Below are 25,767 nucleotides of genomic sequence, written 5' to 3' on the forward strand. Positions count from 1 at the left end.
CTCATGACGGTGCGCGGCGGGGCAGATGACCAAGAAACCAAAATTGCAGGGTGGCGTTGCCGGTGCCAGGGCGCATTTTCTCGATGCGCTGGAAGAGGTGGGGGAAGGCCGGGATATTATCGACCCGGACAAGAACCTTGCCCGCGATGGCATTCGTCCCGGCCAGTGGCCCGGCGCGCCGCATGATGCCATGCCGCCAAAATGCCCCGTTACGGTACTGGGGATGAAAGGCGAGGTGGTCTATTGCGTCGGCGCGACCGGCGGCTTGCACGAAATCAGCCGGTTCGATTATCCAACGCTGCTAAAGCTGTTTTCGCCCTACATCAATTATCTGCACTGGGCCTGGCCTGCGTTCGGCAAGGCGGAAGCCGACCCGGAAACCGGGGAGGCGTTGCCGCCGAAGGTGAAGCGTGTCGAGCGCGACAAGGCTTGGGAAGCTATTATCAGCGAGGCGGGCCGTCGCGGTATCTTCGATCCGCAGGACAATGTGCGCGGTCGGGGCGGCTGGAAGGATGGAGAACAATTCATCTGGCATTCCGGCCGCCATATCTGGACGGTGCAAACCAAGCAGAAAGACGGCAAGACCGCCGACTGGAATTTGCAGCGCGCCCCGACCGGCGAATATGGCGGCATGTATTACCGCCAGGACAGTGATATTCTCCAGCCGTGGAAAAGCCCGATTGGCTGGCGCGATAGCCCGGCGCATCAGCTGTTGCAGGATTTCGGCACATGGAACTGGCATCGGCCCAGCCTCGATCCGCTGTTTTTGTTGGGCTGGATTGGTTCGTCGCTGATGGGGGCGGCGCTGAAAACCCGGCCGATCATCTTTATCACCGGCGGACGCGGCACGGGTAAATCCACTCTGCACGATATCATCAAGGCGATTTTCGGTCAGACGCTCTATGCCACGGCCAACACCACAGCCGCCGGTATCTATCAAAATCTCGGCCAGGACAGCCGCCCGGTAGCGATCGACGAATTCGAGGCCAAGGCCAGCGGCTTTAAGGAACAGGCGATTATCGAACTGGCGCGCCAGGCCTATTCCGGTGCAAAGCTCTATCGCGGTGGCGCGAACCATGAAGGTGTTGAATTCGAGCTGCGCTCGGCCTTCATGTTCTCGGCCATCATGCATCCGCCGCTTGCCGTGCAGGACAAGAGCCGCATGGCGATTTTGCAGCTCAAGACGCTGGAAAATGACGGCAAGGGCGAACCTGTGGTGTCCGATGTGGCCGGGCGGATGCTGCTGCGGCAGATCATGGACGGCTGGCACGATTTTGACATGCATGTGCTGCCCCGCTGGCGTCGGCTGCTGCATGAGGCTGGTTTCGATGCACGCCAGATCGATACCTATGGCACGCTGCTGGCGACGGCCGAGCTGCTGGTGGGTGAACAAGGCATGATCGATATCGGCTTTCCGGCCGACGATCCCGAACACGCCATCGACCTGCTGAAACAGGCGACCGCCATCGAGCGATCCGAACAGACGGAAAAGTGGCAGGATGTGATTGGTCATGTCTTGGAGAGCAGCCCAGAGCTTTGGAGAGGCGGTGAAAAAAATTCAGTTCACGACTGGATTTGCGATGCCAAGCAAGGAGTTGATAAATTAAGTAATGTCAGAAAAGCATTGGGTAATGTTGGCCTGGGGATCACTCAACCTGGCAAACCGTTTGATGGTTTTGGAATAGCCGTTCCCGTGCGCGATAATCGTCTTTCGAGGATATTTGAGGGCACAGACTATCAAAGTGGCGGCTGGAACCAAGCGCTCAGGCAAGCACCTGATTATCTAGTGACAAAAGACACGCCGATGGTGCGGGTCGGAAACGAACCAAAGCGATGCATCGTTTTTGATTTCGATGCGTATGAAGCTTTTGTAACGGGCAGTTCTAGCGTGCTGGATTGAAAAAGGCGGGAAATCCCGCCTCTTTTTATTATTCTTATTCTACCTTGGTTTTTCTATGTTCTTCCAGCAATGGACTAACGCTGATCCCTAAAACATCCATCACATCTTTTGCGGCTCTGTATCCAGGATACATTTCAGCAATGAGCCGCACATAAGCGATTTTATCTGCAAGCGATGCTTTTTTCAGTGGATGCTCTGTCATTGAACCCTGCTCCCTTCGACAGTGATGTATTTGGTATTGAGGATTTCAGTCTTGGTCTGCTCGCAAGCCTCGACCTTGTCCAGCATCATCCAGAACAGCGTATTCAGCTCGCTGACCATTCCGGCAATTGCGTCGGCGTCAGCGTGCTCTGAGACGGTAATTCCCAGGCGGATCAGTGCCCGCAGATCGACAAGCTTGTCTTCCAGATTGTGCATGGATTGGGTAATTGTGGTCATCACGGTTCCTCGGTTCGATTTGAACCCTGTCACCAGCTTTCCATTCTGGTGGCCGGGCGATAACGGGTTGGAAAGACCGGGCCGAGGTCCCGGCAAGCCTCACGGCTTCCCATTACGCCCGACCATAAAAAAACGCGCATTGCGCGCGTCGGACGCCTCGGTTTACGGACCAGCTTTCCATTCTGGACTTCACCTTTTTCGTGAAGCAGTGCGACGATACACGCCCTTCCGTCATCATTCAAGAGGCTTGTCGCAGCCCACGCCCTGTTCAGATTGCGTCATCAATCCTCATAAAATCGCCGCCGCAATTGACACTTTCCCCCGCCCCGGAGGGATTGAAAGCGGAGCCTGCGCCAAAACTGCGTTTTGCGAGCGGAGATAGGCGACACGAGATAATCAGCACATTGGCCGCTCGCCGCATTCGGCCTGTTCGCGGCGCATCCTCCCATTTCATTGCCAGCCTTGTGGCCGCGATCCGCCTGGCGCTGGCGAAAGATAAGGCGCAGGCAACTAACGAGGCCAAGGCCGTGAAATGGTGGCCTCTGGCGGAGTGTTTCGCCACTCGCAGGGTGCGGGGAAGGATTTGTTACAAGAGTGTAGCAACGTTGTAGCATTCAAATGCTACAGAATTAACCAATAAAATCATGGAGATATGAGTTTGTAGCATTGTAGCAAGGAAACATATCCCCATACGCGCGCGCGTATGCGTATGAAATTGATGATGATACAATGATACATTTGCTACAAATATGAATTTATTGATAAATTTTGTATCATTTGTGTAGCATCGTTGTAACAGGCCACCAACCGAATAAACAAATCGGGTGATAGTGATGGATGACGGAAAAGGCGAGAATTCGGGGCTTTTTGGGGCACACACGCCGGGCGAAAATCCTGCGGCGGCCAAGGTTGGCGCGGTCAAAGCGGCGGTTGCCGATGCCATGGGCGATCTGGCGGCGCGGCTGACCGGGCAGGAAGACGAGGCCGAGCAACCATCGTTGATGCTCGATGAGATGGACGAGCAAATGGCGCTGTTCTCCGGGCCGGTGCGCCATGTGGCGAACCAAATCGATATCGCCAGACGCGGGAGAGGGAGGCCAAAAGGCAGCCAGAACAAGTCCAGCCGGGAATTTGCCGATGTGTTGCAGCGCATGGGCTACCGTCACCCTGGCCTCAACCTCGCCGCCATGGCGAACGCCGATCCGGCTGCGCTGGCGCTCGAACTGGCGGGGTTCGAGTGTGGCGAGCATGAACCGCTTGCCGTGTTGCGGGCGATGGTCGACGCGGGCAGGATCAGCCGTGATCAGGCAATCGGCTTGATGGACAGTGCCATGGGTTATGTCCTCAAGGCCAACGCCGAGCTGTTGCCGTATTTCGAGAGCAAGGCCCCGACGAAGCTGAATGTTGACAAGAAGTCGGTCATGGGGATCATGGTCATCGGTGAGATGGAAGCACCGAAGGCGGATAAGAGCGATATCCTCGACCTGACCAAATTCCCTGCGCCGTGATAATGAATTCAAGGCGTTAGCCGTGCGACATTGGTGCGGTCATGTCGCACGGTTGTTAAGCCGTTGATATAATTCGATATCGCAATAATCATAAATCATTAGGGCAGTTTCGACCGGCGGGCATTTCCCCGCCGAGCGCCCGCCGCGTGGTCGCGCCTGGTGGGGTCCCCCTCGCGTGCGCGTGCAGGCGCGGGCGGCGGCGCTTCAAAAATCCGCGCGCGCCACCCCACCCCGGGCCGGGCGGCTCACACACACCGGGTCGCCCCGGCCTTTGCCAGTGAACCCATTTGTGGCCGACCTAATCTCTATTTCGACAGAGCGGGCGCGGGCGCGCGGGTTCTGGCGGCTTATGGAGGGCTGCGGGTATGGGTGTAGGCATCACGAATTATCGGCCACCGGGACCGATTGGGGCGGCGTTTTTGAAATCGCGCGGGCCTATCGATACCATTATGGGGCCAGGTGGATCGGGTAAAACAGTCTGTTCTGTGATGAAAGGCCCGATGATTGCGGCGCAGTACATGCCAGTCTGCAAGGATGGCTGGGTGCGCGTGAAAACGCTCTGCGTGCGAAATACCTATCGGAGCTTTGCGAAGACGGCCTTGGAAAGCTGGTACGGAAAGTTTCCCATCGGGCATGAATGGCAGGTAAGCCATGAAGGCGGTCAGGATCGCCCTGTTGTCCATAAGCTGCAATGGATTGCCGACCGTGGCCGGGAAAAGGTCAAGGTCGAATACATCATGGAAACCGGTGCTGTTGGTGATAACGATCTTGAGGAGTTTGCTAAAGGTTACGAAATTTCAATGGCATGGGTCAATGAATATGACCTGATGCCGGAAAAAACGTTGCCGCTGTTTCTCGGCCGTTGTGGCCGTTATCCCCCGATGGAAATGATTGCGCCCTCCGAGCTGGAGCGGGTTTCGAGAGACGGACGGACCCAAATGCGCCGCATGGGTTTGGAGATTTCCGACACTGAGCTTGTCGTTCCCCAGATCGCATGGGGGGATATGAACCCGCCTGATGTGGATCATCCAGCCTATACGATCCCCTTCGGGCAGGACGGCAAGCCCGGAACGATTGTGCAGGATATCACGCCGGGTTGGAACGGATTTTGGCAGCCCGGTGGCTTGTCTCCCCATGCTGAAAACAGGGCGGGCAAACCGCGAAGCTCGTACCAAAAGGAAGAGGCGACGACCAAAGACAAGGCCGTCGTGCGCCGCATGGTCCATTCGCTGCCTGCCTACGCGAAGGATGGAAAGCCAGTCTATGAGGATGATTTCTCTGTTGAATTTCATTGCGCCGATCAGGAAATTCAGTTTGTACCCCAGCTTGGCCTAACCATCGGTATAGATGCAGGCGGCTCGCCAGCAGCGACATTCGGGCAGATGTCTCCGAGCGGACAGAATAGGTTGCTGGCTGAGCTGACGGCAGATCCGGGAACAGGGCCGACGCGATTTGGTCACATGATTTTGTCGCTTATGATGGGGCGCTTTGCCGGAGCGGCTTTTGTGCATGCGTGGGGCGATCCATCGGCGTGGTATGGCGCGGACAGTGCCACCGGGGAGTTCCACTGGATCAACACATTGCAAAGCGTTGTGCGCTTTCAAATTAATCCAGCACCGTCGAATGAGCCATCAATCCGACAGGAAGCGGTCAAGCATTTCCTTGGGCTTCGCCTCGATAACAATACGCCCGGCTATATCATCGATCCCAGCTGCAAAGTCGTTCGCGGTGGGTTTGCCGCCCACTACAAGTTTACGAAAAAAACCTCGTCGAGCCAAACGGACAAGGGGCTTGTCGACAAGAACCCCTATTCTCACCCGCATGACGCGGAGCAATATCGCTGCCTCGGCGTTCTCGGCATTGCCGCTCTGACGGCCCATGCGGCTCAATCCACCTTGCCGTCGAATGTCGAAAACCTGCATCGCCATCGGCAAGACCGTTCCACCGGCCCGAAACGGGATTTCTCGGTATGGGATGTTTGAGGTTCGAAAGTCCTTCGCTGCTGACGGATTGCCTTGACATGGCGGGGCCGTGGTCGGTGACGCGGAAGGTGTTTCTCTGGCAGCATCAGAACGGCGATAGCATTTCAATTTTCGATGATGACGGGCTGCTGGCGATGGCCTTTCTCGTGAGCCGTGAGGACGGCACTTGGGAATTCGCGCTGGCCCTACGCGCACGCGCACGCGAGAGGATGCTGGAACTCTGCCGCTTCGCCCACTTAACGCTCGCCCGACTGGCCGACACTGGAGCCGTGATCATCTGCCATGTGATGGACGGCAACAAGACCGGTTCGCGCATGGCGCGCCTTGTGGGCTTTACGCCCGCCGGCGGGACGCTGTGGAAGTGGAGCGGGAAGCATGACAAACGCGGTGAAGGGTCTGTTCGGGGGCAAGCAGGACGATACGGCGAAGAAGAGCCAGCAGCTCCAGCAGGTGGCGAACGACCGGCAATTGCAATCGCTGAACACCAGTGACAGCAAGATCCTTGCGACCCGGCGCACGCCGCGTGGCCGCAGGCTGTTCGAAGATGGCGGCTCGACCGGTGCCACGGCGGTTCTGTCCTGATGGCGGCCTTTGATCTGAAATCCGTTATCCGGCGCAAGGATAAAATCTGGGGCCAGCGGGCGCCCTGGACGTCGATTTATCAGGAAGCCTATGATTTTGCCGTGCCGATGCGCCGCCCTGGTGGCGCTGGTAAGCTGAAATACGCTGACAAATTGTTCGATATGACCGCGCCGATGTCGGCCATGTATTTCGCGGGCAACCTACAGCGCAGCTTGTTTCCGGCGGGTCAGCCTGCCTTTGTGCTCGAAACCGGGCCACTGGCGGCCATGAAGCTTTCCGCCCCGGATCGTAAGCAGCTCGACCGCATCCTTTACGAGACCTCGACCCTGATCCATCCGTTTTTTCTGGCGGGTGACTGGGATACGGCGGTTCATGAAATGTGCGTCGATCTTTCGGTGGGAACCGGTGCCATTCTGCCAGTGAAGGGAACGCCCGACAAGCCGGTGATGTTCTGCGCCATTCCGTTCGACCAGTTGGCGATTGGTGTCGATGCCTTTGGCCGGGTGAATTACGTCAGCTGGAAACAGCAGATCGAATACGAGCAGCTGGTGGGCGCGTTCCCGGATGGGGATTTCCCTGACGATGTGAGGGAAAAGGCGAAATCCAACGCTTCCGATGAGACGACGCTCTATCAGGATTTCTACGCTGACAGCCTGCCCGGCGGCGGCTGGCATTTCGTCGCCTATGTCGACAAGAGCGCCGTGCCGATCCGGCATGAACGCTATCGCACCCAGCCGATTGCCGTGCCGCGCTACTATCGTGTGCCAGGTGAAGCTTATGGCCGGGGCGTGATCCTGACGGCGTTGCCGACCATCAAAACGCTGAACAAGGTGCAGGAACTGGCGCTGAAAACAGCGGCGATTTCGATGCTGGGTATCTGGGCTTACCGGTCGGGCGGGACGTTTAATCCCAACAATGTGCGAATGGGGCCTGGTGAATTCTGGGCGATGCAATCGACCGGCGGCATGATGGGGCCGGATGTTTCGCGGCTGGATACGCCCGGCAACATGAATGTGGCGAATGTGCTGGTGGGCGATCTGCAAAGCCAGATCAAGCAGGCCACGTTTGATAACCGCCTGCCGGAATATCAAGGCACGCCGCGTTCTGCCTCGGAAATGACCGGGCGGATGCAGCAAGGGGCAAACATCCATATCGGTGCCTTCGGGCGGCTGGTGAATGAGATCATGCCTGTGATCGTGCCGCGTGTGGCGGAAATTCTCTCCGGGTTCGGCATTCTGCCGATGGTTGCCAATGTGGACGATCTGCTGATTGCGATCTCGGTGCGCTCGCCCATGAAGGCGGCCCTGAATGCTGACCGGCTGAATGCCATCGCCAATTACCATGATCTCGTGGCGAATTTCGTCGGGCCGGAAAAGGCGCGGCTCTATGAGAACATGGACAAAATCATGGAGCGGATCGGTGAAGGATTGCAGATCGACAAGGATTTGATCCCCGATGAGGACCAGAAAAAGAAGATCGCAGATGAAATCAACAAGGAACGGCAACAGCAAATGGCTGCAATGTTTGCGCAGGAAGCCGCCAAGCAGGCCCCTAAAGTGCTTGGGGATGCGGCGGCGCAGGATATGAGGGCAGCAGCATGAGCGGGCCTTTCATTGCGGGTCGGGAGGCGCAGCCGCTTGATCTTCTGGAACAGGGTATGGCTGGGAATGGCTGGGACGGGTTGGAAAGCCTGTTCAACATGGATGGCCCGAAAGACGAATTGAAGCCGGAAGACGAACTGGCCGAATTCATGTGGGGTCTTTCCCAGACCGTACAGGGCCGAAAGATGTTCGAATGGATGATGGATATTTCCATTCGCCAGCCCTTGCGCATTACCGGCGCAACCATTGAGCAAAGCGCCCTGATGGGCGCAACGCGCCAAGGCATCAACGGATTTGCCGAGGTGATCCTGAAGGCGATTGCCGAGGGAAGCCAGATCAATTCCACCCGTAAACAATCCCAGAATGGAGCTGGATCATGAAGCATCTTTTGCGTGGCATGCCACAGATTTTCTTTGACGCGGACGGCGCTGGTAGCGGGGGCGGTGACGCTCCGGCCGCCGGTGCGGCCGCAACACCTTCGGCGGGTTCTTCCTCCTCCCAGAACGCTGCCGATGCAACGCCGGGCGCGCCTCCATCGCCACCCGGTGCAGCAGAAGGGGCGGTGGCGGACGGGTCACCTGCCGCCGCTCCTTCGATCTATCGCCCCGAGGGCCTGCCTGATCATATGCTGGGGGCGAACGATCAGCAGACCATCGACAACATGAAAAAGGCGCTCGACGGTTATCGCACGCGGGATGCGGATGCGAAAATTCCGGACGATCCGAAGGCGTATAGCGAGTTTTCGGGGGAGGTTCCCGAAAATATCAAAGTCCATCTGGATACGCTGAAAGACGATGACCTGTTCAAGCGGGTCAGCGACAAGGCTTTGGAGCATAAGATATCGGTGCCAGCCTTTCAGGCGATGGTGCAGAGTTTCCTTTCTGTCTCGGCTGAAATGAATTTGCTGGAACCGCCTATTGACGTGGTGGCCGAACGGCAAGCCCTGGTGCCGGAGAATGCAAAGCATCTACCGGAAGCGCAGCAGAAGATCGCCGTTGAAAAGCGGATGAATGAAAATTTCGCTTATGTCGACCAGATGGTGGCCATGGGCAAGGATAAGGGCGGGCTTTCCAAGGAAGCCGGTGATTTTGCCAAGGCCATGCTGGGCGATAGCGCGCGCGGGCATGAATTCATCGAATTCCTTCGGGCGCAAGGTTCTGGCGGTCACAAGGGGCCTGCCATGGGTCTGCCCGGTGCTGGCGGCGGCAATGATGCGCGGGCGGAACTGTCACGCCGTTCGGCATTGCCGGAAAATACACCCGGTAGCCCGAAATTCGACAAGGCCAGCCATGACGCGCTGCAAGCGGATTATCAGCGCCTTATCGGCTGACGCACTGAACGGTTCCCGCCCGGTGGCAACATGCAATTGCTACCGGACGGGAGCGACCTGGACGACGCGGCGGCTATCCTTTACCGGACCCGCCGCAAGCTCCGGCTAATCGGCCCTCACGGTGATTTCGTCCATCACAAACATTGAGGGTTTCTCATGTCTTCTGCACCGAATTGGTTTGTAGAAAAAATCCGCGACATGGTGCGCGTGCGCTATATGGCGCTTGGCGGCTATCTCGACGATACGATGATCCGGGGCGACGGCGGCGCGGGTGTCGTTAAATTCCCGGTTCTTGGCGGCCGCATTCCCATGTATCTGATTTCCCGCGCCTTGCATGATATCGACCCCAGCGAAGTAAATATGGACACCATCACGCTGTCCCTGTCCGACTATGAGGCGGCGGCGACGTGGTTCCAGCAGGATCTACGCAAGATGGGGCCAAGCCAGCAGGACGGCATTTCCAAACTGCTGACCCAGGCTGTGCGCATGAAGCGCGACACCATCAAGCTGACGGCGCTTAACAATTTCGCCAATGCCACGTCCACCCTGGCCGATACGCCGTCCACTGTGGAAACCATCGGTGACGGTACGGCAAGATTTGATGTTGAGGCAGCGGCCTATGTCGGTGACAGCATTGCGGGGACTGGTTCGGATGAGGAATCATTCTGCGGTATCCCGCAGGTCTGGATGACACAATTGTGCTTCAACAAGCATTTCTCCAATGCCGATTATACCGGCCCTGCTGACCTGCCTTTTGCCAAGGCCAGCAAGATGAAGAAGAAGACGTTCCAAGGCACGCATTTCGTGACGTTGCCGAACGAATATTTCACCTTCGGCACGGGTGCTTACGGAAGTGGCTCCAATGGTCTGCCTTTCAACGGCACGGGTTATATCGATACCTTTGCCTGGACCAAGGATAGCATGGGCTGCGAAGTGGAGTGGGATCAGGAGAACATGACCATTGATCAGGTTCCGACCCTGAAGGGTTCGCCCTGGTTGGGCAAGGTCCAGCTTTCGGCGGCGGCGGTGGGCATTCTGCCGGAAGGCGTGAAGCGCATTCGCATGCTGGCGATCAACAAGGCCGTCAAGATCAACGAATAAGCGCTGATCCTGGCTGGCTTGTCCGGCCCGGATTGCTTCTCTTCTCCATTCAACAGGAACAGGACCATGGCTCATATCAAGTATGACCTCGTTTCGGCAGGCCGCCCGGTGATGCTGAGCAACACGCGGATCATCAAGTTTTTGAACTACGCGACCGACCACACCAAAGCGGAAGTGTTGACGGCTGGCTTTTTTAATACCAGCCGGGATGATCTGACGCCGCATTCCATCATCAACGCGGTGGTCGATTGCGACGGCACGCCGGAATATGTGCGGATCAAGGTGGCGACTGTGCCGGCAACCGGCAATGTCACCGTGACGGATGTGACCGGCGACACCACGGCGGACTGATCCGCCGAACTGGTGGGGCAGATGCACTGAACAAGGGGCCGTGGCGGCTAATCTGCCACGGTCCCTTTCTGTTTCAGGTGGTTGCCATGACAATCGACAAACCGACAATCATCAATATGACGTTGGCTGATATCGGTGTTGGTCCGGTGTTTTCGGTCGATGACGGATCAGAGCTTTCGGAAAATGTCGCTTTGGTCTGGCAACGGACTGTGGATCAAGTTTTCGGGCTGCATGATTGGAGCTTTGCGCTCAAGACCTTCAAAAATCGCTTGCGGGAGGAAGAGCCGGAAAACGGCTGGCGCCACGCCTTCGATTTGCCGGGTGTTCGGATCGGCAATCCGCTGAAAATCATGGATCAGGCCGGGGCCAGTCCGCGACCGTTGCGCGAATTTACCATTGAAGAAGGCCTTCTCTTTGCCAATTGCACCCAAACGTGGTCGCTGTGCAAGTTTCTGGTGTCCCCAGATATCTGGCCGCCGGATTTTCGGGCGGCTTTTGTGGTGGCTTTTGGGGGCTATCTGGCCGTGCCTGTCTGGCAAGATGAGAATTTGCGGGATGCGCGATTGCAAGAAGCCTTCGGGTCGCCCTCGCAACAGGGCGGCGGCGGCCTGTTTGGCCGGTTGATGGCGCAGGACAAGACCTCGCGCCCGGTGGGTGAACCGATGGCCGACGATAGTCCGCTGACCACTGTGCGCCCGCAAGGTGCTGGCGGTGCTGGTGACGCCTGGTATGGGAGGTGGTAAATGGCGGCGATCAGCGGTCCATTCAAAAGCTCGGCCAATGCCGGACAGCTTTCCGAGGATCTGGCCGGTAAGGTCAATCTGAAGCAATATTACTCCGGCGCGCTGGTCATGAAGGGGTTCGAACCCATTCCGCAATCCGGCTTTGCCAATCTGCCCGGTAGCTTCGACATTGCTGCCCTGCGTTCGGATATCCTGAAAGCCGGGGTGCTCAAGGTGCAGGTGGGCTTGTCCTACACGCTGGTGTTTACGCCCGGCTATGTCGATATCTGGCGTTATGACCGGGTGAAAGTAGCGGAAATTGCCATTGCGGCGATTACCAGCGCCATGGTGCCGGATCTCGAGTTTTTCGGAGAGGCCAACACATTTGGTATTTTTCATCAGGATTTGAACAATGGCAAGGGCTATCGGTTGCTGCGCAACAGCGCCAACGATAGCATTTGGACGCTGAGCGACTGGCCTTGGGAATATATCCCCGATGTGGATCTCGGGGGAACCTATGCCAAGACGGATGACGCCTGGCAGATCATGTTGCGCTGGGTGGATGATGTGACCGCACTGACCCTGTCCATCAAGGTCGATGGGCAGACAACCGGCTCCGTCTCGTTGACCGACAGTTCGGGTGTGGTGGCGGACCCGGATAGTTCAACGGCGGACTGGGCTGGATTTGCCACCCGTATCCGCGATGCTATCGCATCGCTGAGCGGGTTTGAAAGCGGAGTGACGGTCTCGGCGGATGCGAAGCAAGGCCGGTTTGCCGTCTATACGGTTGTATTCGGCGGGGTGCTGTCCGGCTCGGAATATGATTTCAGCGTGTCGGTGGTCAATACGTCCTCGGCCTCGGCCTTGCCTGTGCATACCCAGATTGGCGATACGGCGGGCGAACAGCTGATTTCTGCGTCGCGCGGCGGGTTTCGCGGCATGGGCATTTATCAGGACCGCGCCATCTACATCGCCGCCAAGGCCAAGCAGGCCTCCGTGGCGATGAGCCAGACCGGGGAATATTTCAACCTCAACATTGAGAATACAGCCGATACCGGGGCGCGGCTGGAAGCGCTGCGCACCTCCAGTTCCGAAACCATTCTGCATATGCTTGACAATACCTATCTGGTGATTTTTACCGATCAGGCGGAATGGTTTGCTTCCAACCGCACAGTGGAACGCAACGCTGCGATGAACTGGGTTCGCGCTTCCGAAATCGGTTCCAAGAAGAACTGTAAGCCTGTTTCGATTGACGGAATGGTGTTTTTTGTTTCCGCAGACGGCGGTGCGCTTTACTCGGTCTCCTATGATGCAGTTTCGGAAAGCTACAATCCGACCCGGCAAAACGATCTGAGCAAGGATCTGGTGCGCAATATTGCCAACCAGACGGTGCAGCGCAAGATTGCCGGATCGACCTCCAGCCGGATTTGGCATCGGCGCGACGATGGCCGGATGGCCTGCATCATCGTCAACAAGATGCTGGCCGACGAACAGACGATGATCGCCGCGGCGGAATGGGGCGTGCATGCCGGCGGGACCATCCTCGGCCACTGCGTCGATGGCAGCGAACAGGTTTGGGTGATGGTGAAGCGCGGAAGCGCTACCCGCATGGAAATTCTGGCGGAAGCCGCCGATACGGTGTTTCAGGCAACGTTGACCGTTTCGACGAATGCCAGTGGCGTGGCTTCCGGCCTCGGCGTGCTGGAAGGCAAGACCGTGTGGATTGAGGCCAATCGCAATTTCGACGGGCCTTTCACCGTGACTGGCGGGCAGATCACCACGGATTTTCCCAGCACATCCTTGAAAGTCGGCCTTTGGGAACCGCCGGTTTATGAGAGCATGCCTTATGTACGCGTCAATCAGGACGATACTGTTGTGCGGCGGCCCGGCCAGGTGAAGGCGGCTGATTTCTACGTGATCGACACCGATAGCATTGCCATCGGTGCGAACGGGCGGCCCGCCCGAAACATCCCGCTGAGCCGGATGACAGACGATCTGACTGCGCCCTGGAGCGGCTATACCGGCCATCTGATCATTGCCGGACTGAACGGGGTGAAAACTGGCCCAACATTGACCATCACACAAACGCGGCCGGGGCGGCTGCGGCTCCGCGATTATGTTCCGAAGGTCAAACTCTGATGGTGACAGCAGCGCTTTCCGCATTGGGCGGGCTTTTTGGTAGCGGGACGGCTGCGGCTGGCACGGCTGGAGCGGTTGGCAGTGCTGTCGGCACGGCGGGTACTGTTGGTGGAACCGTTGGGGCTGTCTCCAGTGGTCTTTCCATCAGCTCGATTTTGCAGGGGACGGCGGGCGTGCTGAGCGCCGTCTCAGCAGTTTCCGCCGGGAATGCGCAGGCGGAAGGCTATGAGCAAGCGGCCACGGAAGCGCAATCAAACCAGCGGCTCACGACGCTGGAAGGGATATCGCGGCGAAGTTCGATCAAGCAGGCGATGGTGGATCAGGTCGGGCAACAGGACGTGGCCTATGCCGCCTCTGGAACCGATCTTTCTTTCGGAACGCCGACACAAGCCCGCAAGGAAGCCTTCCGGGAAGCCGATCTTGGCACGGCCACGCAGGTGGGAACCGAACAGACGACACAAGCGCAGCTGTCCGACCGTGAGAAGTCCTATCGCAAAATGGCCGGAAAGGCCCGCCTCGGCGGTTGGGTCAGTGCCGCTACCAGCCTGTTCAGCACCGGTTCCAGCATCAAAGCCCGAGGATATTGACCATGGCGAACAGATTGCCCCAGCCGGTTGGATACCGGCCTTTTCGTGTGCAGCCGATTTTGCAGGAAGGGGTGCTGCCCAGTCCGCGCGATGACGGTGAGCTGGAGCGCAAAGTGGCGGCTGGCCTTGCCCGGATGGCCGATGAATTTGGACAACAGGCGGACCGGCAAGCTGTGGCGGCCGGGCAAAAGGCGGGTGAAGCGGATGCGAAGGCGGGTGCGCCGGGTGCTTCGACGGTAACGGGTGATGCGGTTGCGCCTGCACAATCAGGAACCCGCATTGCCGTTGCACCGGAAAATATTCGCGGTGTGATCTCGGAGGCGGCAACCCGGCATGGGGTCGATCCGAACGCGTTGATGCAAATCGCATCTGTTGAAAGCGGGTTCGATCCGAACGCGAAAAACCCGAATTCTTCAGCGGGTGGCCTGTTTCAATTTATCGATGGGACGGCCAAGCAATACGGCCTTGCCGATCGGTTCGACCCGGCACAAGCTGCCGATGCAGCCGCACGGCTGGCGAAGGACAATTCCGCCGCGCTGAAATCGGCGCTTGGCCGCGATCCGACTGCGGGCGAGCTTTACCTTGCCCATCAACAGGGCGCGCAAGGGGCTATCAAGCTGCTTTCCAATCCTTCAGCCCGTGCCGCCGATGTGGTGGGTGGCGAGGCCGTGTCCCTGAATGGCGGCGCGGACGGCATGACGGCTGGCGAATTTGCGGCCAAGTGGACGAGCAAGTTCGGATCAGGCTCCTACAAGTCCATCCCCTCCGCTTCGTCCGTTGCGCCTGTTTCCGTGACGCCTGCCGCACCGGTGAAAATCGAGCCGGGCAAGGCCGGAACATTCCGGCCCATGGAGGGCGATACGCTCTATGCGCGGGCTTATAATGTTGCTGGGGAGAAAACCTATATCCAGCAACTCGAATTGACGTTGTTGCAGGATCAGGACGCCGTGTATGACAAATACAAGGATGATCCTGCCATGCTGCAAAAGGCTTACGGCGAGCTGTTGCAGGCGCATAAGCAGGAGCATCTTTTCCCTGAAATCGAAGCGGATTACACGGCGGCTTACAACAAACGGGCCTATGGCCTTGTGCGCCAGGCGCAGGATGCGCAGCAGACGCGGATCAAGCAGCAGGACCGGGGCGACTTTCTCGGGCGCGTTGGAACGCTTGAGGATACCAAATCGCGGGCTATGGCCGGTATCGATTTCAAGAGCGATAGCGCGCCGGCGCGGCTGGCGGATTTGCAGGCGACAATTGACGATCATTACGACACGGCGGTGGCAAAAGGGGTGATTTCCGCCCCTGATGCGGAGCGGGCGAAGCGCGCCAGCCGTGGCGATATGATGGTGACGTTTTACACCAAGCAAGCCCAAACCTTGCCTGCCGACGATATCGCTTCCATGCGCAAAAGCATGACGGCCGATTACAGCGCCGGAAAGCTGGACGGTGTTGACGCCGATAGCTGGGACAAGATCGACGCCGGGATGATAGCCGCCGAGCGGGCGCGGCGAACGCAGGATGAAAAGGCCGACAAGGACCTGACAAAGCGGGGTGAAGACTTCGCCAGCCGGATTGCGCGGGGCATGCCGGTTTCGCCTGATGAATTCGCGCGGTTCCAGCTGGATGCGGCGACCGCGCCGAAAGGCTCGGAAATCGTCGGATCGACGCTGACCCGCATGAAGGTTTCCGACGCGATCCGCACCTTGCCGATTGCGGAGGTGGAAAAACGGCTTCCGTCGCTGCTGGGTGAAAAGGCTACGGCGGATGATCGTGATTTTTCCCGCAAGCTGATCGAAAGCCATCGCAAGGAATTGCAGACCGATCCGATTGGTGTTGCCGAGCGCTTCGGGATCTTGCCGCCTTCGGCTGGATTGCCCATCGATGGCGATGCAGATCCATCCACGGTTTCCGGCGCATTTTCCGAACGGATCAATCAGGCGGAAGCCGTGGCCCGGCATTTTGGCGTGCAACCGAAATATTTCCGGCCCGGCGAAATCGATCAGATTGAAAAGACCGTGACGACAGACCCGGAACGTGGCGTTTCGATTGCTGCCGGGCTGGTGGATGCTGCCGGACGCAATGCCCCGCAGGTGTTGCGCGAACTGGGGCAGGATGCGCCAGCTGTTTCCGGCGCCGGGGAAATCATGGCGCTGGGCGGTAATGTCAAGGCGGCGCGTGATTTGCTGGCGGGATATGGCAAGACGCCTGACGGCAAGGCCTATCCTGACATGAAGGTGACGGCGCGGGTGCCGCAGGCACAAAAGATCGCCGGTGGCGCGCTGGTGTTTTCGCCCGATCAGGTCAACAGCCTAGACGCTCAGGCCGCCGCCATTGCCCGCAAGCGTCTGTATGATGCTGGTATCGACCCGAAAACGCCGGATGCCAAGCCGATTTATGAGCGGGCCTTTCAGGAAGCGGCGGGCGCAAGCTTTGCCGGATCGGTGCAATATGGCGGGTTTGCCGGATATGACCGGGGGATGTTCTACCGGGAAAAGCAGGTTCTGGTGCCGCCGACCGTGCGGGCGGATCGGTTCGGTACTGTGATCGAAGCGATTTCCGACGCGGATCTTGGCGGCGTCAAGGCCAAGAACGGGCGCGCCTGGACGGCGGCGGATTTCCAGAAGGCCATGCCGGTTGCCGTGGACGGCGGCTATGTGTTTGCGCTCGGTGATCCGGCCTCGTCCACACCACTGTTTATTGCTGGCGAAGATGGCAAGCCGATCCTGCTTGATCTCGGCAATATGGACGCCCTGAAAAAGCGGGTGCCGGAGGCGTTCAAATGAGGCTGGCAACACTCGACGATCTGCCGAAACAGGTATCAGAAGGGCCGGAAAGCTGGAGCGAAGCCTTTGGCAAGCTGGCGACGGCCACGGATATCGTCACCACGACCGTGGACAATATGAATGCCGATGATGCCGGTCTGGAGCGGGCCTATGATGATAGGATTGCCAAGATCCGCGATATTACCGGCCAGACGCTGGATAATCCCATGCGGGTGCCGAGCGAAACGGACATGCAGGCGATAACCGCCACCCAGATGCTGCTGGGCGAGGCGGGCGGCGATATGGTCAACGGCAACTGGATCAGGCCGGACTACGCCAAATCCAAGGAAGAGGAGTTCAACACCAAGGCGCAAGCCCTGGCCGAACAGTATCCGGCGGTCAATGATGTGCTGTCCGGCTCGATTGCCGATGTGAAGAACCGCCAGATGCGGGAAGCCGAGCGGCAACAGCAGCTGGCCGCCAGTTCGCCCGAGCTTGGCGCGGTTGGCGGGTTTATGGCCCAGATTGTCGGTGGCTTGAAAGGTGCAGCCCGCGATCCGGCGCAATGGCGCATGGCGATGCTGGGGGCTGGCGCCAGCGAAGGCGCGACGGTTGCCGCGCGGATCGGCCGCACCATGATGATGGAAGCGCTGTTGAATGGTGGGCAGGAAGCAGTCTTGCAGGCGGCAAGCCAGCAGCGCCGCCGTGACGCCGGGCTGGAATACGGCATGGAAAGCGCGTTGAAAAATATCGGCGTTTCCGCCGTATTCGGTTCGCTGTTTGGCGGAACGGTGCAAGGCGCTGGCGAACTGGCCCGGATTTACCGGATGGGCGACGGCGGCGCGGAGATCGCGGCGCGGGTGCTCGATGGCAATCCGCAGCCCGGCGATGTCGAGGCGCTAGCGAAAGCGATGAATGTCGAGCTTTCGCCCGAAAAGCTCGACATGCTGAACCGCTCGTTTGAAGATAAGGTTCTTGACGATGTGATGATTGCGCCCGATGCGCCACCCGAACAACATCGTGTGCTCGATGCGGCCATGCGCTATGCGGAAGATCCTGACAATCATCCGCCGCCGGAAGTGGTTGAGCGGATGCTTGCCGATGAACAGGCCGGGCCGCTGCGCACGCTTTCCGCCGATGAATACGAGCGCGCCTATGGTGGCGACGCCAATGCGATCGATGATATCCGCGATACGTTTTTCGGTGAAGATGCAGGGCAGGCGGCGCGGCAGATCGATGGGGTCGCCCGCCAGATCGATGAAACCGTTCCGGCGATGGGAGAAGCGGTGCCAGTGGAAGGGCAGGCCGCGCGGGCGGATGCTGATATCCCGGAAACGTCCATCGAACAGCAGACCATTCGCCCGGTGCAAACCGCCGAGCCAGCGACCCTTGAGGCGATGGGTGTGGCTGAAAAGCAGGCGGGCGAAATTGTCGAACCGCGTGTGGATCCCAATGGCAACCCGGAAAGCGTTCTGGACTACCTGCCGTTTGAAGACGGCGATGGAAATCAGAAATGGATTTCGACGCGGGAAGCCCTTGAGCTTGCGTCTGAGCCTCACATTCTTGCCGATATTCTGGAGACCTGCCAGCTATGAGCCTTCGTGATTGTTTGAATGCCGCCGTTGCCGCCAAGGAAATCAATTCCCGCCAGGCGGAAGAACTGCACCGTTATTATGAAGCCCGGTTCAAAAAGAAGCGGCCGGGCATGACAGACCGGGAAGCGGCCTCGGCGGCGCGTGACGAAGTGGTGAAAGCCTTGCGGGATGAAGCGATGGAAAACCGCAGGCAAGTGTTGCTGGCGGAAGCGCGGCGCAAGGAAATCGCTGATTTCATCGAAACCTACCGTGATGAAAAGGGCAAGCCCGATCAGCTGGACGCTGCTTTGTCGCTGATGATCCACAACGGTTACAAAGGCACGTTTTCCATGGTGGGGCGGGCGCATGCCATTACCGCCATGGCGCAACGCGACCTTTCGAATGTCATGTATCATTTCCGACGCTCGAAAGGGCTTGGCTTGCGCAAGAACACGGTGGACCTGCCTGACCTGATCAAGGCCATGCATGGCGAGCCGGTGGCGAATGTCGAGGCGAAAACCATGGCCGGGGCGATTACCAACGTGCTGGAAGATCTGCGCCAGCGCTTCAATGCCGCCGGCGGCAATATCGCCAAGCGGGCAGACTGGGGCATTCCCCACAGCCATGACAAGACGCGCATTCGCAAACTGGGCGGCTCCATCGATCAGGCGCGGGAAGAGTGGAAGGCCTTCATTGCACCGCTGCTGAATGCCGAGGAAATGACCAATCCGAACACGGGTGAAGTAATTGGCCCAGACGGCCTGAATTCCTCGCTCGATTATGTGTTCGATAGCATCATGTCGGATGGTTGGGCGCACCGGAAGCCGGAAAGTCGCCGGTTTGGCAAGGGCAAGGTTGCCAGCCGCTATCAGGATGGCCGGTTCCTGATTTTCAACGATGCTCAAAGCTGGCTGACCTATAACGAGCGCTTCGGGCAGAAAGACGTGATCCAATCGATTTTCGGCCATATCAATGGTGTTGCCCGCGACATTGCATCCATGGAGCGTTTCGGGCCGAACCCGGATGCAACGGTGGAATGGATCAAGCAGGCCATACAGGTTGATATCGGCAAGCGGCAATCCGGCGCGCTGACCATCGAGGGAATGAAGGTGCCGGGTATTTCGGCGTTGAAAGTGGCTGACTACCGGATCGATAGCCTTTGGCGTTCGCTTCGCGGCCGCGAAACCGTATCCTCGGCCGCCGCGCAGATTTCCGGCGATATCCGCAATCTCGCCACCTCGGCCGCATTGGGCGGGACCGGCATTCTGGCGGCGATGACGGACCCGTTTGTATCGCAGGCGGCGCGGCGGCTGGCGGGCCTGCCTGTCACCTCGACGCTGATCGATATGGTCAAACGGTTTGCCCGCGATACCGACAAGCGGGCGATGGCACGTCGTGCGGTGATCTGGGATGACTTTCTGTTCGTGGCGAATGACAAGGCGCGGTTTGTCGATCAGATGTTTTCGAACGAATGGAGCAAGTATATTGTCGACCGGGCGTTGACGTGGAACGCCCTTATTCCGCTTACAGATGCGCGCAAGCGGGTCGAGGCAAGCGCCTGGCACGAAACGCTTGGCGGCTTTGCCGAGAAAAGCACCGACTGGTTAGACCTGCATCCGCTTTTGAAAAAGACGATGACAGGTTTTGGCTTTACCGCCGACGACTGGCACAAGATGCGCGCCGGGGTGGATGAGCTGGGCTTTCTCGATCCGGGCGGTGTTTTCGAGAAAACCGGTGATCGTGGCCTTGCGGAAAAATATGCGGAAATGATTACGCAATGGACGGAACGCAGTGTTCCGGCTGGCGATCCGCGTGTGAAAAGCGTGCTGACCGGCAAAGTCGAGCGCGGCACGGTGCTGGGTGAGATTGCCGAATTCGGCTCCCAGTTCATGAGTTTCGGCATGTCGTTCACGGCGCGGCAGTTGGAAGCGATCTATGTCTATTCCATGCTCGGAAATAGCCGGGCTGGAAAGATCGCACGGGGAGGGCGCTATTTCGCGGCCATGGCCATTCCGTTGACCATGGGGGCGGCGGCTTACACTCAGATCCTCAATGTGTTGAACGGAAAAGACCCGGAAGACATGTCCAGCCCGGCTTTTTGGGGCAAGGCCTTTGTAAAAGGTGGCGGCGGTGGCCTGTTTGCCGATTTCGTCGACAAGGCTGAAAATCGTTTCGGTCAGAATTTTGCCCAGACCTTGGGCGGCATTGGTGGGGCTTTCATTGGTGATACGCTGGATCTGACCTTGCGCGGCATTCAGGATGTGGTGGGGGCTGGTGCGGATCTGGCGCGCGGCGAGCTGCCGGAAGAGCTCGACCGCAGCAAGGCGGGCCGTGCTGCGGTGAAATATGTTGGGCGCTATACGCCGCTTCTCTCCTCGCATCCATTTACTCGGGCGGCCTATAAGCGGATGTTCGTCGATCAACTGCAATGGTTGCTCGACCCGGAAGCGGAAAAGAGCTTCAAGATGCAAAAGCGCAAAGCCAGCGCCTGGTGGGAGCCCGGTACGTTGACGCCCCAGCGGTTGCCGGATCTGGGAACGGTGGCTGGGCCGCAGTGAACACCCCCTATCATCCATTAGCCTTGCCTGAGATTGATTTTCAGGCGGGGCTTTTCCATGGCGCAACCCTATCCGATTTCGCGCGAGACGCGGGAAGAAGCGATTTTCCTTGGGGATGGCGGTTCGAGCTATGGGCCGTTCGGGCTGAAAATCTTCGATAGCGCCGATGTGTTGATCTACACCAAGGCGACGGGCGAAACTGTCTGGACTGAGCAAGCGGTGACTATCACCAAAGCCAGTGATGAGCCGTTCGACGCATTTTCCATTGCCTTTGCCGGCAATATTCCCAACACCACGAAAATCAAGGTGATCTCCGCTCGGGTGCATGAACGCACGGCGGGCCTGATGCAAGGCGTGCAGCTGAGCCCCGACGCGCTGGAAAAGGAGATCACCAAAATCGGTACGATCTTGCAGGAACTGGCGCGTGACCGCGACCGGGCCCTGAAAACCGATTTTGATGCGGGCGTTGGTTTGACGGTTTCTTCCTCGGTTGTCGATGGCGAGCTGTTGATGAAGCTCGGCACCATGCTGGTGCCGGGGCCGAGCGCGGATACCATTGAGGCCGTGCAAGGAAATGCGGAACTGGCCCAAGCGGCACGGGATGCTGCCATCGTTGCAAAAACCCAAGCGGAAGCGGCGCAGGCTATCGTTGAGGCGCTCTCTGTTTTTACGGCTGGGGGAACCGGCCAGACAACTCGTTCATTGCTTGCCAAGCTCCGCGATATCGTCTCGGCCAATGATTATGGCACGCTGGCTCAAGCCAAGGCCGCCGCTGGGGATACAAAGCCGTTGATCACCAGCGACGGTGGACTATGGGCGCCTGCCATCGGCGGCGGCGCATTTATCCGCGCCGACGCCCGAGAAATTCGGTTGTGCGCGGACCTTGGAATAGCCAATGATGGCAGCCAGGATGCGGCAAACGCGCTTGTAGATGCTATTACCTATTCCCAAAACCGCCGTGTCCCGGTTAAAGCTGATGGAAAATTTTTAATGTCCGATAGAGTGCCATACTCGGGGACCAAGGATGTGGTTATCCTTGGCAATGGTCGGGCCGTATCGTCATTTGTTTGGCCTGACACCGTTGCTAATCCCGGTCTCGATTTCACGTTTACTGACCAAATCTGTACTGTTGGATTGCGCAGTTTCCGCATGTATTCAAGCGGAAAAGGCACTGGCACCGGCATTAAAATCGTGATGCCTGCGTTATCGTCCTCGCTGTGGCGCGGGCCTGTTATCGAAGATATCGAAATGATGGGTCTCGACGTCTTCAACGACTGCTGGAACATCGCGTTGGATATGGAAAACTGCTGGAATTCCTATGTCCACAATTTCTATGATTTTGGCCGGACGCTGACCGCTGGCGATGAGGTTGTCGGAACGGCTGGTATCCGCACAAAGGGCTGCACGGATAGTTCTTTCGGCTCCATCTGGCTGCACGGCTACGGGATCGGCTGCCAATTTGGCCAGAGCACTGGCGATGATGAGGGCATCCGCCTGTTCGATTTCACGATTTTGTCTTGCAATAAGGGCATCGAATATCGGACCGCCGTAGCGGAAGCTGGGTCGCAATTGCGCAACGGCCACATCAATGCCTATCAGGTGGGAATTGATCTCTACGCAAAGCATGTTGGCTTTGTCGAGCATGTCGATATCTACAAGATCAGCGGGTCAACTGCCGATTTCAGGGGGATCAAAATGGAAAACTGCAATGGCATGCAGGTTGACGACATCCTGATGGCAAATACCGGTGCTTCTGGAAACTTCTGGGGTCTGGAACTGGCGGGCGGCAATGACTACAACAAGTTTACCGGGTTTCGGAAAAGCCCTGGCGCTGGTACCATTGATACGATGGTGGCGTTCAGCGGCACAGGCAATGATGACAATGTCTTTAAAGATATCGTCAATATCGGTTCTCCAGCGGTGTCGTTCGCGACCGCCAAGAGCAACCATTTGCGCAACGATTTTCAGGGGATGCGGCCTGGCGGAGAAGAGGCATTTGCTGCCAATTCCGCAACGCCGTCCGTTAGTAGTTCTATCTGGGGGTATTTCAGTACCGCAAATACAACTGCAACGACGATCACAAACTTTACGGATAGCTTTGTCGGTCAGGAATTCACCGTCATGGCGAACGACGCTAACACGACAATCCAGCATAATTCAGGAATGATCCTTAAGGGCGCGACCAATGCCGTGATGCCGAATGGCGGAATGATCAAATTCAGGCGGTTTACAGGAAGTGTCTTCCGTGAAATTTCGAGGACATTCTGATGGTTGATTTTCTGTGGTACATCATCCGTGAACATCTTGTTCGGCAGATAAACCTTAGCGATGTTGATGTCTCCTTTCGGTTCATGACTGTTTTGCAGTTTCTGTGCTGGTATGGACTTGTGCTCTTTATGCTTTGCCGCTGGGTCATCGCCCTTGCGAAGGGAGCGGTAAGGGTCATCATGCGGTTGTTCAAACCAGCCCGGTCTACACCCAAAATGAATACGTTGAAAATAGTTCGCGGCTTCGGTGTGGGCATTGTCTTCATCGCGTGGGTGCTGATCGGGGTGAACAGCACGCTTAATATGTATGATCGTTTGATTGCTATGTTCGGGTAAGCGCGCATTTGACGCTATCCGCATCAACCTAAAATGGCTCCAGCAAATCAAGCTGGAGCTTTTTTTATGGCGGACGAATTCAAGCGCAGTGTGGCGCAGGTGCTTGGCTCTGAGGGCGGATACTCGAACCGTTCGAAAAAGGATGATCCGGGCGGGGCCACCAATCTGGGTGTGACGCAAGCGGTCTATGATGTGTATCGGCGGTCGATTGGTGCCAAACCGCAATCCGTCAAGTTCCTTGTGCGGGCGGAAGCCGAGAACATTTATCGTGGCCGCTACTGGGCTTTGGTCAAGGCCGATCAGCTGCCCGCTGGCGTCTCCTATGTGGTGTTCGACGGTGCAGTGAATTCCGGTCCTGCGCAAAGCGCCAAGTGGTTGCAGCGCGCGCTTGGCGTGCCGGATGACGGTTTGGTTGGTCCGGCTACAATTGCCGCTGCCAAAGCGCATACGAACCATGATGCGTTGATTGCCAACATGATACGCCAGCGCCTTGCCTTCATGAAGACGCTTTCGAACTGGGAGGCGAATAAGAACGGCTGGGCCAACCGCCTCAAGCATGTGCTCGATGTCGGTCAGGCGTGGGCGAGCGGCGATGTCGGTCCGGCTCCGGTCTATCACGAAAACGGCGATGCCAAGGCTCCGGTTTCTGCCGTCAAGGCTGCGCCTTCCTCTGCGCCTGGTGAAGCCGCCACGGCGGTGGGCGGTGCCAGCGCGGTGCTGGCTCAGACCACCCAGCAGCTTGCGCCATTTTCCAATATCGAGCTGGTTGGCAAGATCATCGCTTTCCTGACTGTTGCCGGGGCCTTGGTGGCAATCGGCGGCATTGCCTACAGCATCTATGCCAAGCGCAAGGCCAAGGCCGTTGATGTGGCGGTGAATGGGGCAGCGACATGATTACCGAGGCGCTGGCCGTGCTGGTCTTCATCAAGAAGCATTGGCGGGCGGCCGCGCTTGGCGTTCTGACGGGCGTCGTCTTGCTCGCCATTCTCTTTGCATATGTCAAAGGCCGGGCGGATGGCAAGGCGCTGGCGGCCGACGCGGCGAAACAGGAGCTGATCGAGCAGCTGAACGAGCGAGGAACGATCGATGGCGTTATTGAGCAGATGGATGGTGCTGGCCTGTGCCGCGCTCTTGGCCGGATGTGGAACAGTGGGCAGTGTGAATGACGGTGCTGGCTATGCCGCGCTGACACCCGCGCCGGAAACGGCCGCCTGGATCGTCAACCACGATGAACGCTTTGCCCGCCAGGTGGTGGCGCACAACATGCAATGCGGCAAAGACGAGCTTTGCAGGAAAGGGAAGTGAGATGCCTATCAAAAGATTGCAAGCCAATGCGGCGTGGAACACCGGTGTCTCCGGCCGCATTGATGCGGGATACCGGATGCTGAAATATTCGGGAAGCCTCGGCGGCGGCACGCTGTCCGTATCTTCGAAGTCTCTCGACCTTTCGCCGGTGGATGGTGTCACGATTGAAACGCCCGTGCCGAATGCCAAGCTGACCGTTTCCAAGGTGGACGGCAACAATGACGTGGTGAAGCAGCTCGTGCTTCAAACCTCAGGCGAGATTGTCGTTACGCTGGCTGGGGCGACAAACCCCGATGTGCTGGTTATTGTGGAGTAAGTCATGGACGCTTCCGCCCTCATCCTGCGTGAGCTTGCGCAGATCAATCGCCGCATCGACGATGTCTCGAAGGAAGGTTCCGAGCGTGGCCGCCGGACATGGGAAAAGTTGAATGAGCAGGATGTGGCGCTGGCGCTGATCAATGTCCGGGTGGGCGCGGTGGAAGTGTCCATTACCGGCCATACCATGACACTCCAGCAATATCAGGATCTGAAAGCCAAAGCCGCCGGCGCGGGATGGCTCGGGCAGAAATTGCTCTGGGTTGGTGGCGGTGTATTGGCGGCTGCCGGGTGGCTATATTCGATCTCTGAAACGATTGTCAGCGGGTTGAAATGGTTTATCGGTAAATAGACTGAAAGAAACATTTCGTCGCACGTTGACACCCACAAGCCATTGTATTAGGTCATT

At 58.1% G+C, this 25,767-nt stretch carries 24 protein-coding genes; 22 read left to right on the forward strand and 2 right to left on the reverse strand.

Annotated features, from left to right (window positions below; translation table 11 throughout):
* Positions 1-25 precede the first annotated feature (25 nt).
* Positions 26-1,900: a hypothetical protein gene (locus tag V6582_RS17900; RefSeq protein ID WP_156630498.1), complete on the forward strand. Its 1,875-nt coding sequence runs from the start codon at positions 26-28 to the stop codon at positions 1,898-1,900.
* A 34-nt stretch (positions 1,901-1,934) separates the two neighbouring features.
* Here V6582_RS17900 and V6582_RS17905 read toward each other — a convergent pair whose 3' ends face one another.
* Together V6582_RS17905 and V6582_RS17910 are read right to left on the reverse strand one after the other, a co-directional pair.
* On the reverse strand, positions 1,935-2,102 hold the full coding sequence (locus V6582_RS17905; RefSeq protein ID WP_156630499.1) for a hypothetical protein: 168 nt from the start codon (positions 2,100-2,102) through the stop codon (positions 1,935-1,937).
* Entirely contained in the window at positions 2,099-2,338 is a 240-nt protein-coding gene (locus V6582_RS17910) for a hypothetical protein (RefSeq protein WP_156630500.1), read from the reverse strand. Before V6582_RS17910 ends, V6582_RS17905 begins: the two co-directional genes overlap by 4 nt.
* Before the next feature lie 833 nt (positions 2,339-3,171).
* Here V6582_RS17910 and V6582_RS17915 point away from each other — a divergent pair.
* From V6582_RS17915 to V6582_RS18015, 21 genes are all read left to right on the forward strand, one after another.
* On the forward strand, positions 3,172-3,846 hold the full coding sequence (locus V6582_RS17915; RefSeq protein ID WP_156630501.1) for a hypothetical protein: 675 nt from the start codon (positions 3,172-3,174) through the stop codon (positions 3,844-3,846).
* Between the two features lie 500 nt (positions 3,847-4,346).
* Positions 4,347-5,828, forward strand: coding sequence for a hypothetical protein (locus tag V6582_RS17920; protein ID WP_156630502.1), 1,482 nt, complete (start codon positions 4,347-4,349; stop codon positions 5,826-5,828).
* Positions 5,829-6,203: 375 nt separating this feature from the next.
* Positions 6,204-6,410, forward strand: a complete 207-nt coding sequence (locus V6582_RS17925) for a hypothetical protein (RefSeq protein WP_156630503.1) — start codon at positions 6,204-6,206, stop codon at positions 6,408-6,410.
* Positions 6,410-8,011, forward strand: coding sequence for a portal protein (locus tag V6582_RS17930; RefSeq protein ID WP_156630504.1), 1,602 nt, complete (start codon positions 6,410-6,412; stop codon positions 8,009-8,011). The genes V6582_RS17925 and V6582_RS17930 overlap by 1 nt, the downstream gene beginning before the upstream one ends.
* Positions 8,008-8,391 carry a hypothetical protein gene (locus V6582_RS17935; RefSeq protein ID WP_156585777.1) on the forward strand — a complete coding sequence of 128 codons (384 nt, stop codon included), beginning with the start codon at positions 8,008-8,010 and terminating at the stop codon, positions 8,389-8,391. Before V6582_RS17930 ends, V6582_RS17935 begins: the two co-directional genes overlap by 4 nt.
* Positions 8,388-9,341 carry a hypothetical protein gene (locus tag V6582_RS17940; RefSeq protein WP_156630505.1) on the forward strand — a complete coding sequence of 318 codons (954 nt, stop codon included), beginning with the start codon at positions 8,388-8,390 and terminating at the stop codon, positions 9,339-9,341. The genes V6582_RS17935 and V6582_RS17940 overlap by 4 nt, the downstream gene beginning before the upstream one ends.
* A gap of 156 nt (positions 9,342-9,497) precedes the next feature.
* Positions 9,498-10,442: a phage capsid protein gene (locus V6582_RS17945; protein WP_156630506.1), complete on the forward strand. Its 945-nt coding sequence runs from the start codon at positions 9,498-9,500 to the stop codon at positions 10,440-10,442.
* A 66-nt stretch (positions 10,443-10,508) separates the two neighbouring features.
* Entirely contained in the window at positions 10,509-10,793 is a 285-nt protein-coding gene (locus V6582_RS17950; RefSeq protein WP_156630507.1) for a hypothetical protein, read from the forward strand.
* 86 nt (positions 10,794-10,879) lie between these two features.
* Positions 10,880-11,536, forward strand: coding sequence for a hypothetical protein (locus tag V6582_RS17955; protein ID WP_156630508.1), 657 nt, complete (start codon positions 10,880-10,882; stop codon positions 11,534-11,536).
* Positions 11,537-13,654: a hypothetical protein gene (locus V6582_RS17960; protein ID WP_156630509.1), complete on the forward strand. Its 2,118-nt coding sequence runs from the start codon at positions 11,537-11,539 to the stop codon at positions 13,652-13,654.
* A complete protein-coding gene (locus V6582_RS17965) occupies positions 13,654-14,241 on the forward strand; it encodes a hypothetical protein (protein ID WP_156630510.1) in 588 nt (195 codons plus the stop codon). Before V6582_RS17960 ends, V6582_RS17965 begins: the two co-directional genes overlap by 1 nt.
* A gap of 2 nt (positions 14,242-14,243) precedes the next feature.
* Positions 14,244-17,024 (forward strand): transglycosylase SLT domain-containing protein, encoded by a 2,781-nt coding sequence (locus V6582_RS17970; RefSeq protein ID WP_337739167.1) that lies wholly within the window; start codon positions 14,244-14,246, stop codon positions 17,022-17,024.
* A complete protein-coding gene (locus tag V6582_RS17975; RefSeq protein WP_156630511.1) occupies positions 17,021-18,598 on the forward strand; it encodes a hypothetical protein in 1,578 nt (525 codons plus the stop codon). Before V6582_RS17970 ends, V6582_RS17975 begins: the two co-directional genes overlap by 4 nt.
* Entirely contained in the window at positions 18,595-21,135 is a 2,541-nt protein-coding gene (locus tag V6582_RS17980; RefSeq protein ID WP_156630512.1) for a hypothetical protein, read from the forward strand. Before V6582_RS17975 ends, V6582_RS17980 begins: the two co-directional genes overlap by 4 nt.
* A 171-nt stretch (positions 21,136-21,306) precedes the next feature.
* Positions 21,307-23,403: a hypothetical protein gene (locus tag V6582_RS17985; RefSeq protein ID WP_349508895.1), complete on the forward strand. Its 2,097-nt coding sequence runs from the start codon at positions 21,307-21,309 to the stop codon at positions 23,401-23,403.
* The gene (locus V6582_RS17990; RefSeq protein ID WP_156630514.1) at positions 23,403-23,738 is read left to right on the forward strand and encodes a hypothetical protein; all 336 of its coding nucleotides are present in this window, start codon (positions 23,403-23,405) and stop codon (positions 23,736-23,738) included. The genes V6582_RS17985 and V6582_RS17990 overlap by 1 nt, the downstream gene beginning before the upstream one ends.
* 66 nt (positions 23,739-23,804) lie before the next feature.
* On the forward strand, positions 23,805-24,632 hold the full coding sequence (locus V6582_RS17995; protein ID WP_156630515.1) for a glycoside hydrolase family 108 protein: 828 nt from the start codon (positions 23,805-23,807) through the stop codon (positions 24,630-24,632).
* The gene (locus tag V6582_RS18000; RefSeq protein WP_156630516.1) at positions 24,629-24,904 is read left to right on the forward strand and encodes a hypothetical protein; all 276 of its coding nucleotides are present in this window, start codon (positions 24,629-24,631) and stop codon (positions 24,902-24,904) included. The genes V6582_RS17995 and V6582_RS18000 overlap by 4 nt, the downstream gene beginning before the upstream one ends.
* Positions 24,888-25,043, forward strand: a complete 156-nt coding sequence (locus V6582_RS18005) for a hypothetical protein (protein WP_156630517.1) — start codon at positions 24,888-24,890, stop codon at positions 25,041-25,043. The genes V6582_RS18000 and V6582_RS18005 overlap by 17 nt, the downstream gene beginning before the upstream one ends.
* A gap of 1 nt (position 25,044) precedes the next feature.
* Complete coding sequence (locus V6582_RS18010; RefSeq protein WP_156630518.1) at positions 25,045-25,359, forward strand: hypothetical protein; 315 nt, start codon at positions 25,045-25,047, stop codon at positions 25,357-25,359.
* 3 nt (positions 25,360-25,362) lie between these two features.
* The gene (locus tag V6582_RS18015; protein ID WP_071207459.1) at positions 25,363-25,710 is read left to right on the forward strand and encodes a hypothetical protein; all 348 of its coding nucleotides are present in this window, start codon (positions 25,363-25,365) and stop codon (positions 25,708-25,710) included.
* Positions 25,711-25,767: the final 57 nt, after the last annotated feature.

The organism is Agrobacterium vitis, assembly GCF_037039395.1.
GTDB lineage: Bacteria > Pseudomonadota > Alphaproteobacteria > Rhizobiales > Rhizobiaceae > Allorhizobium > Allorhizobium vitis_E.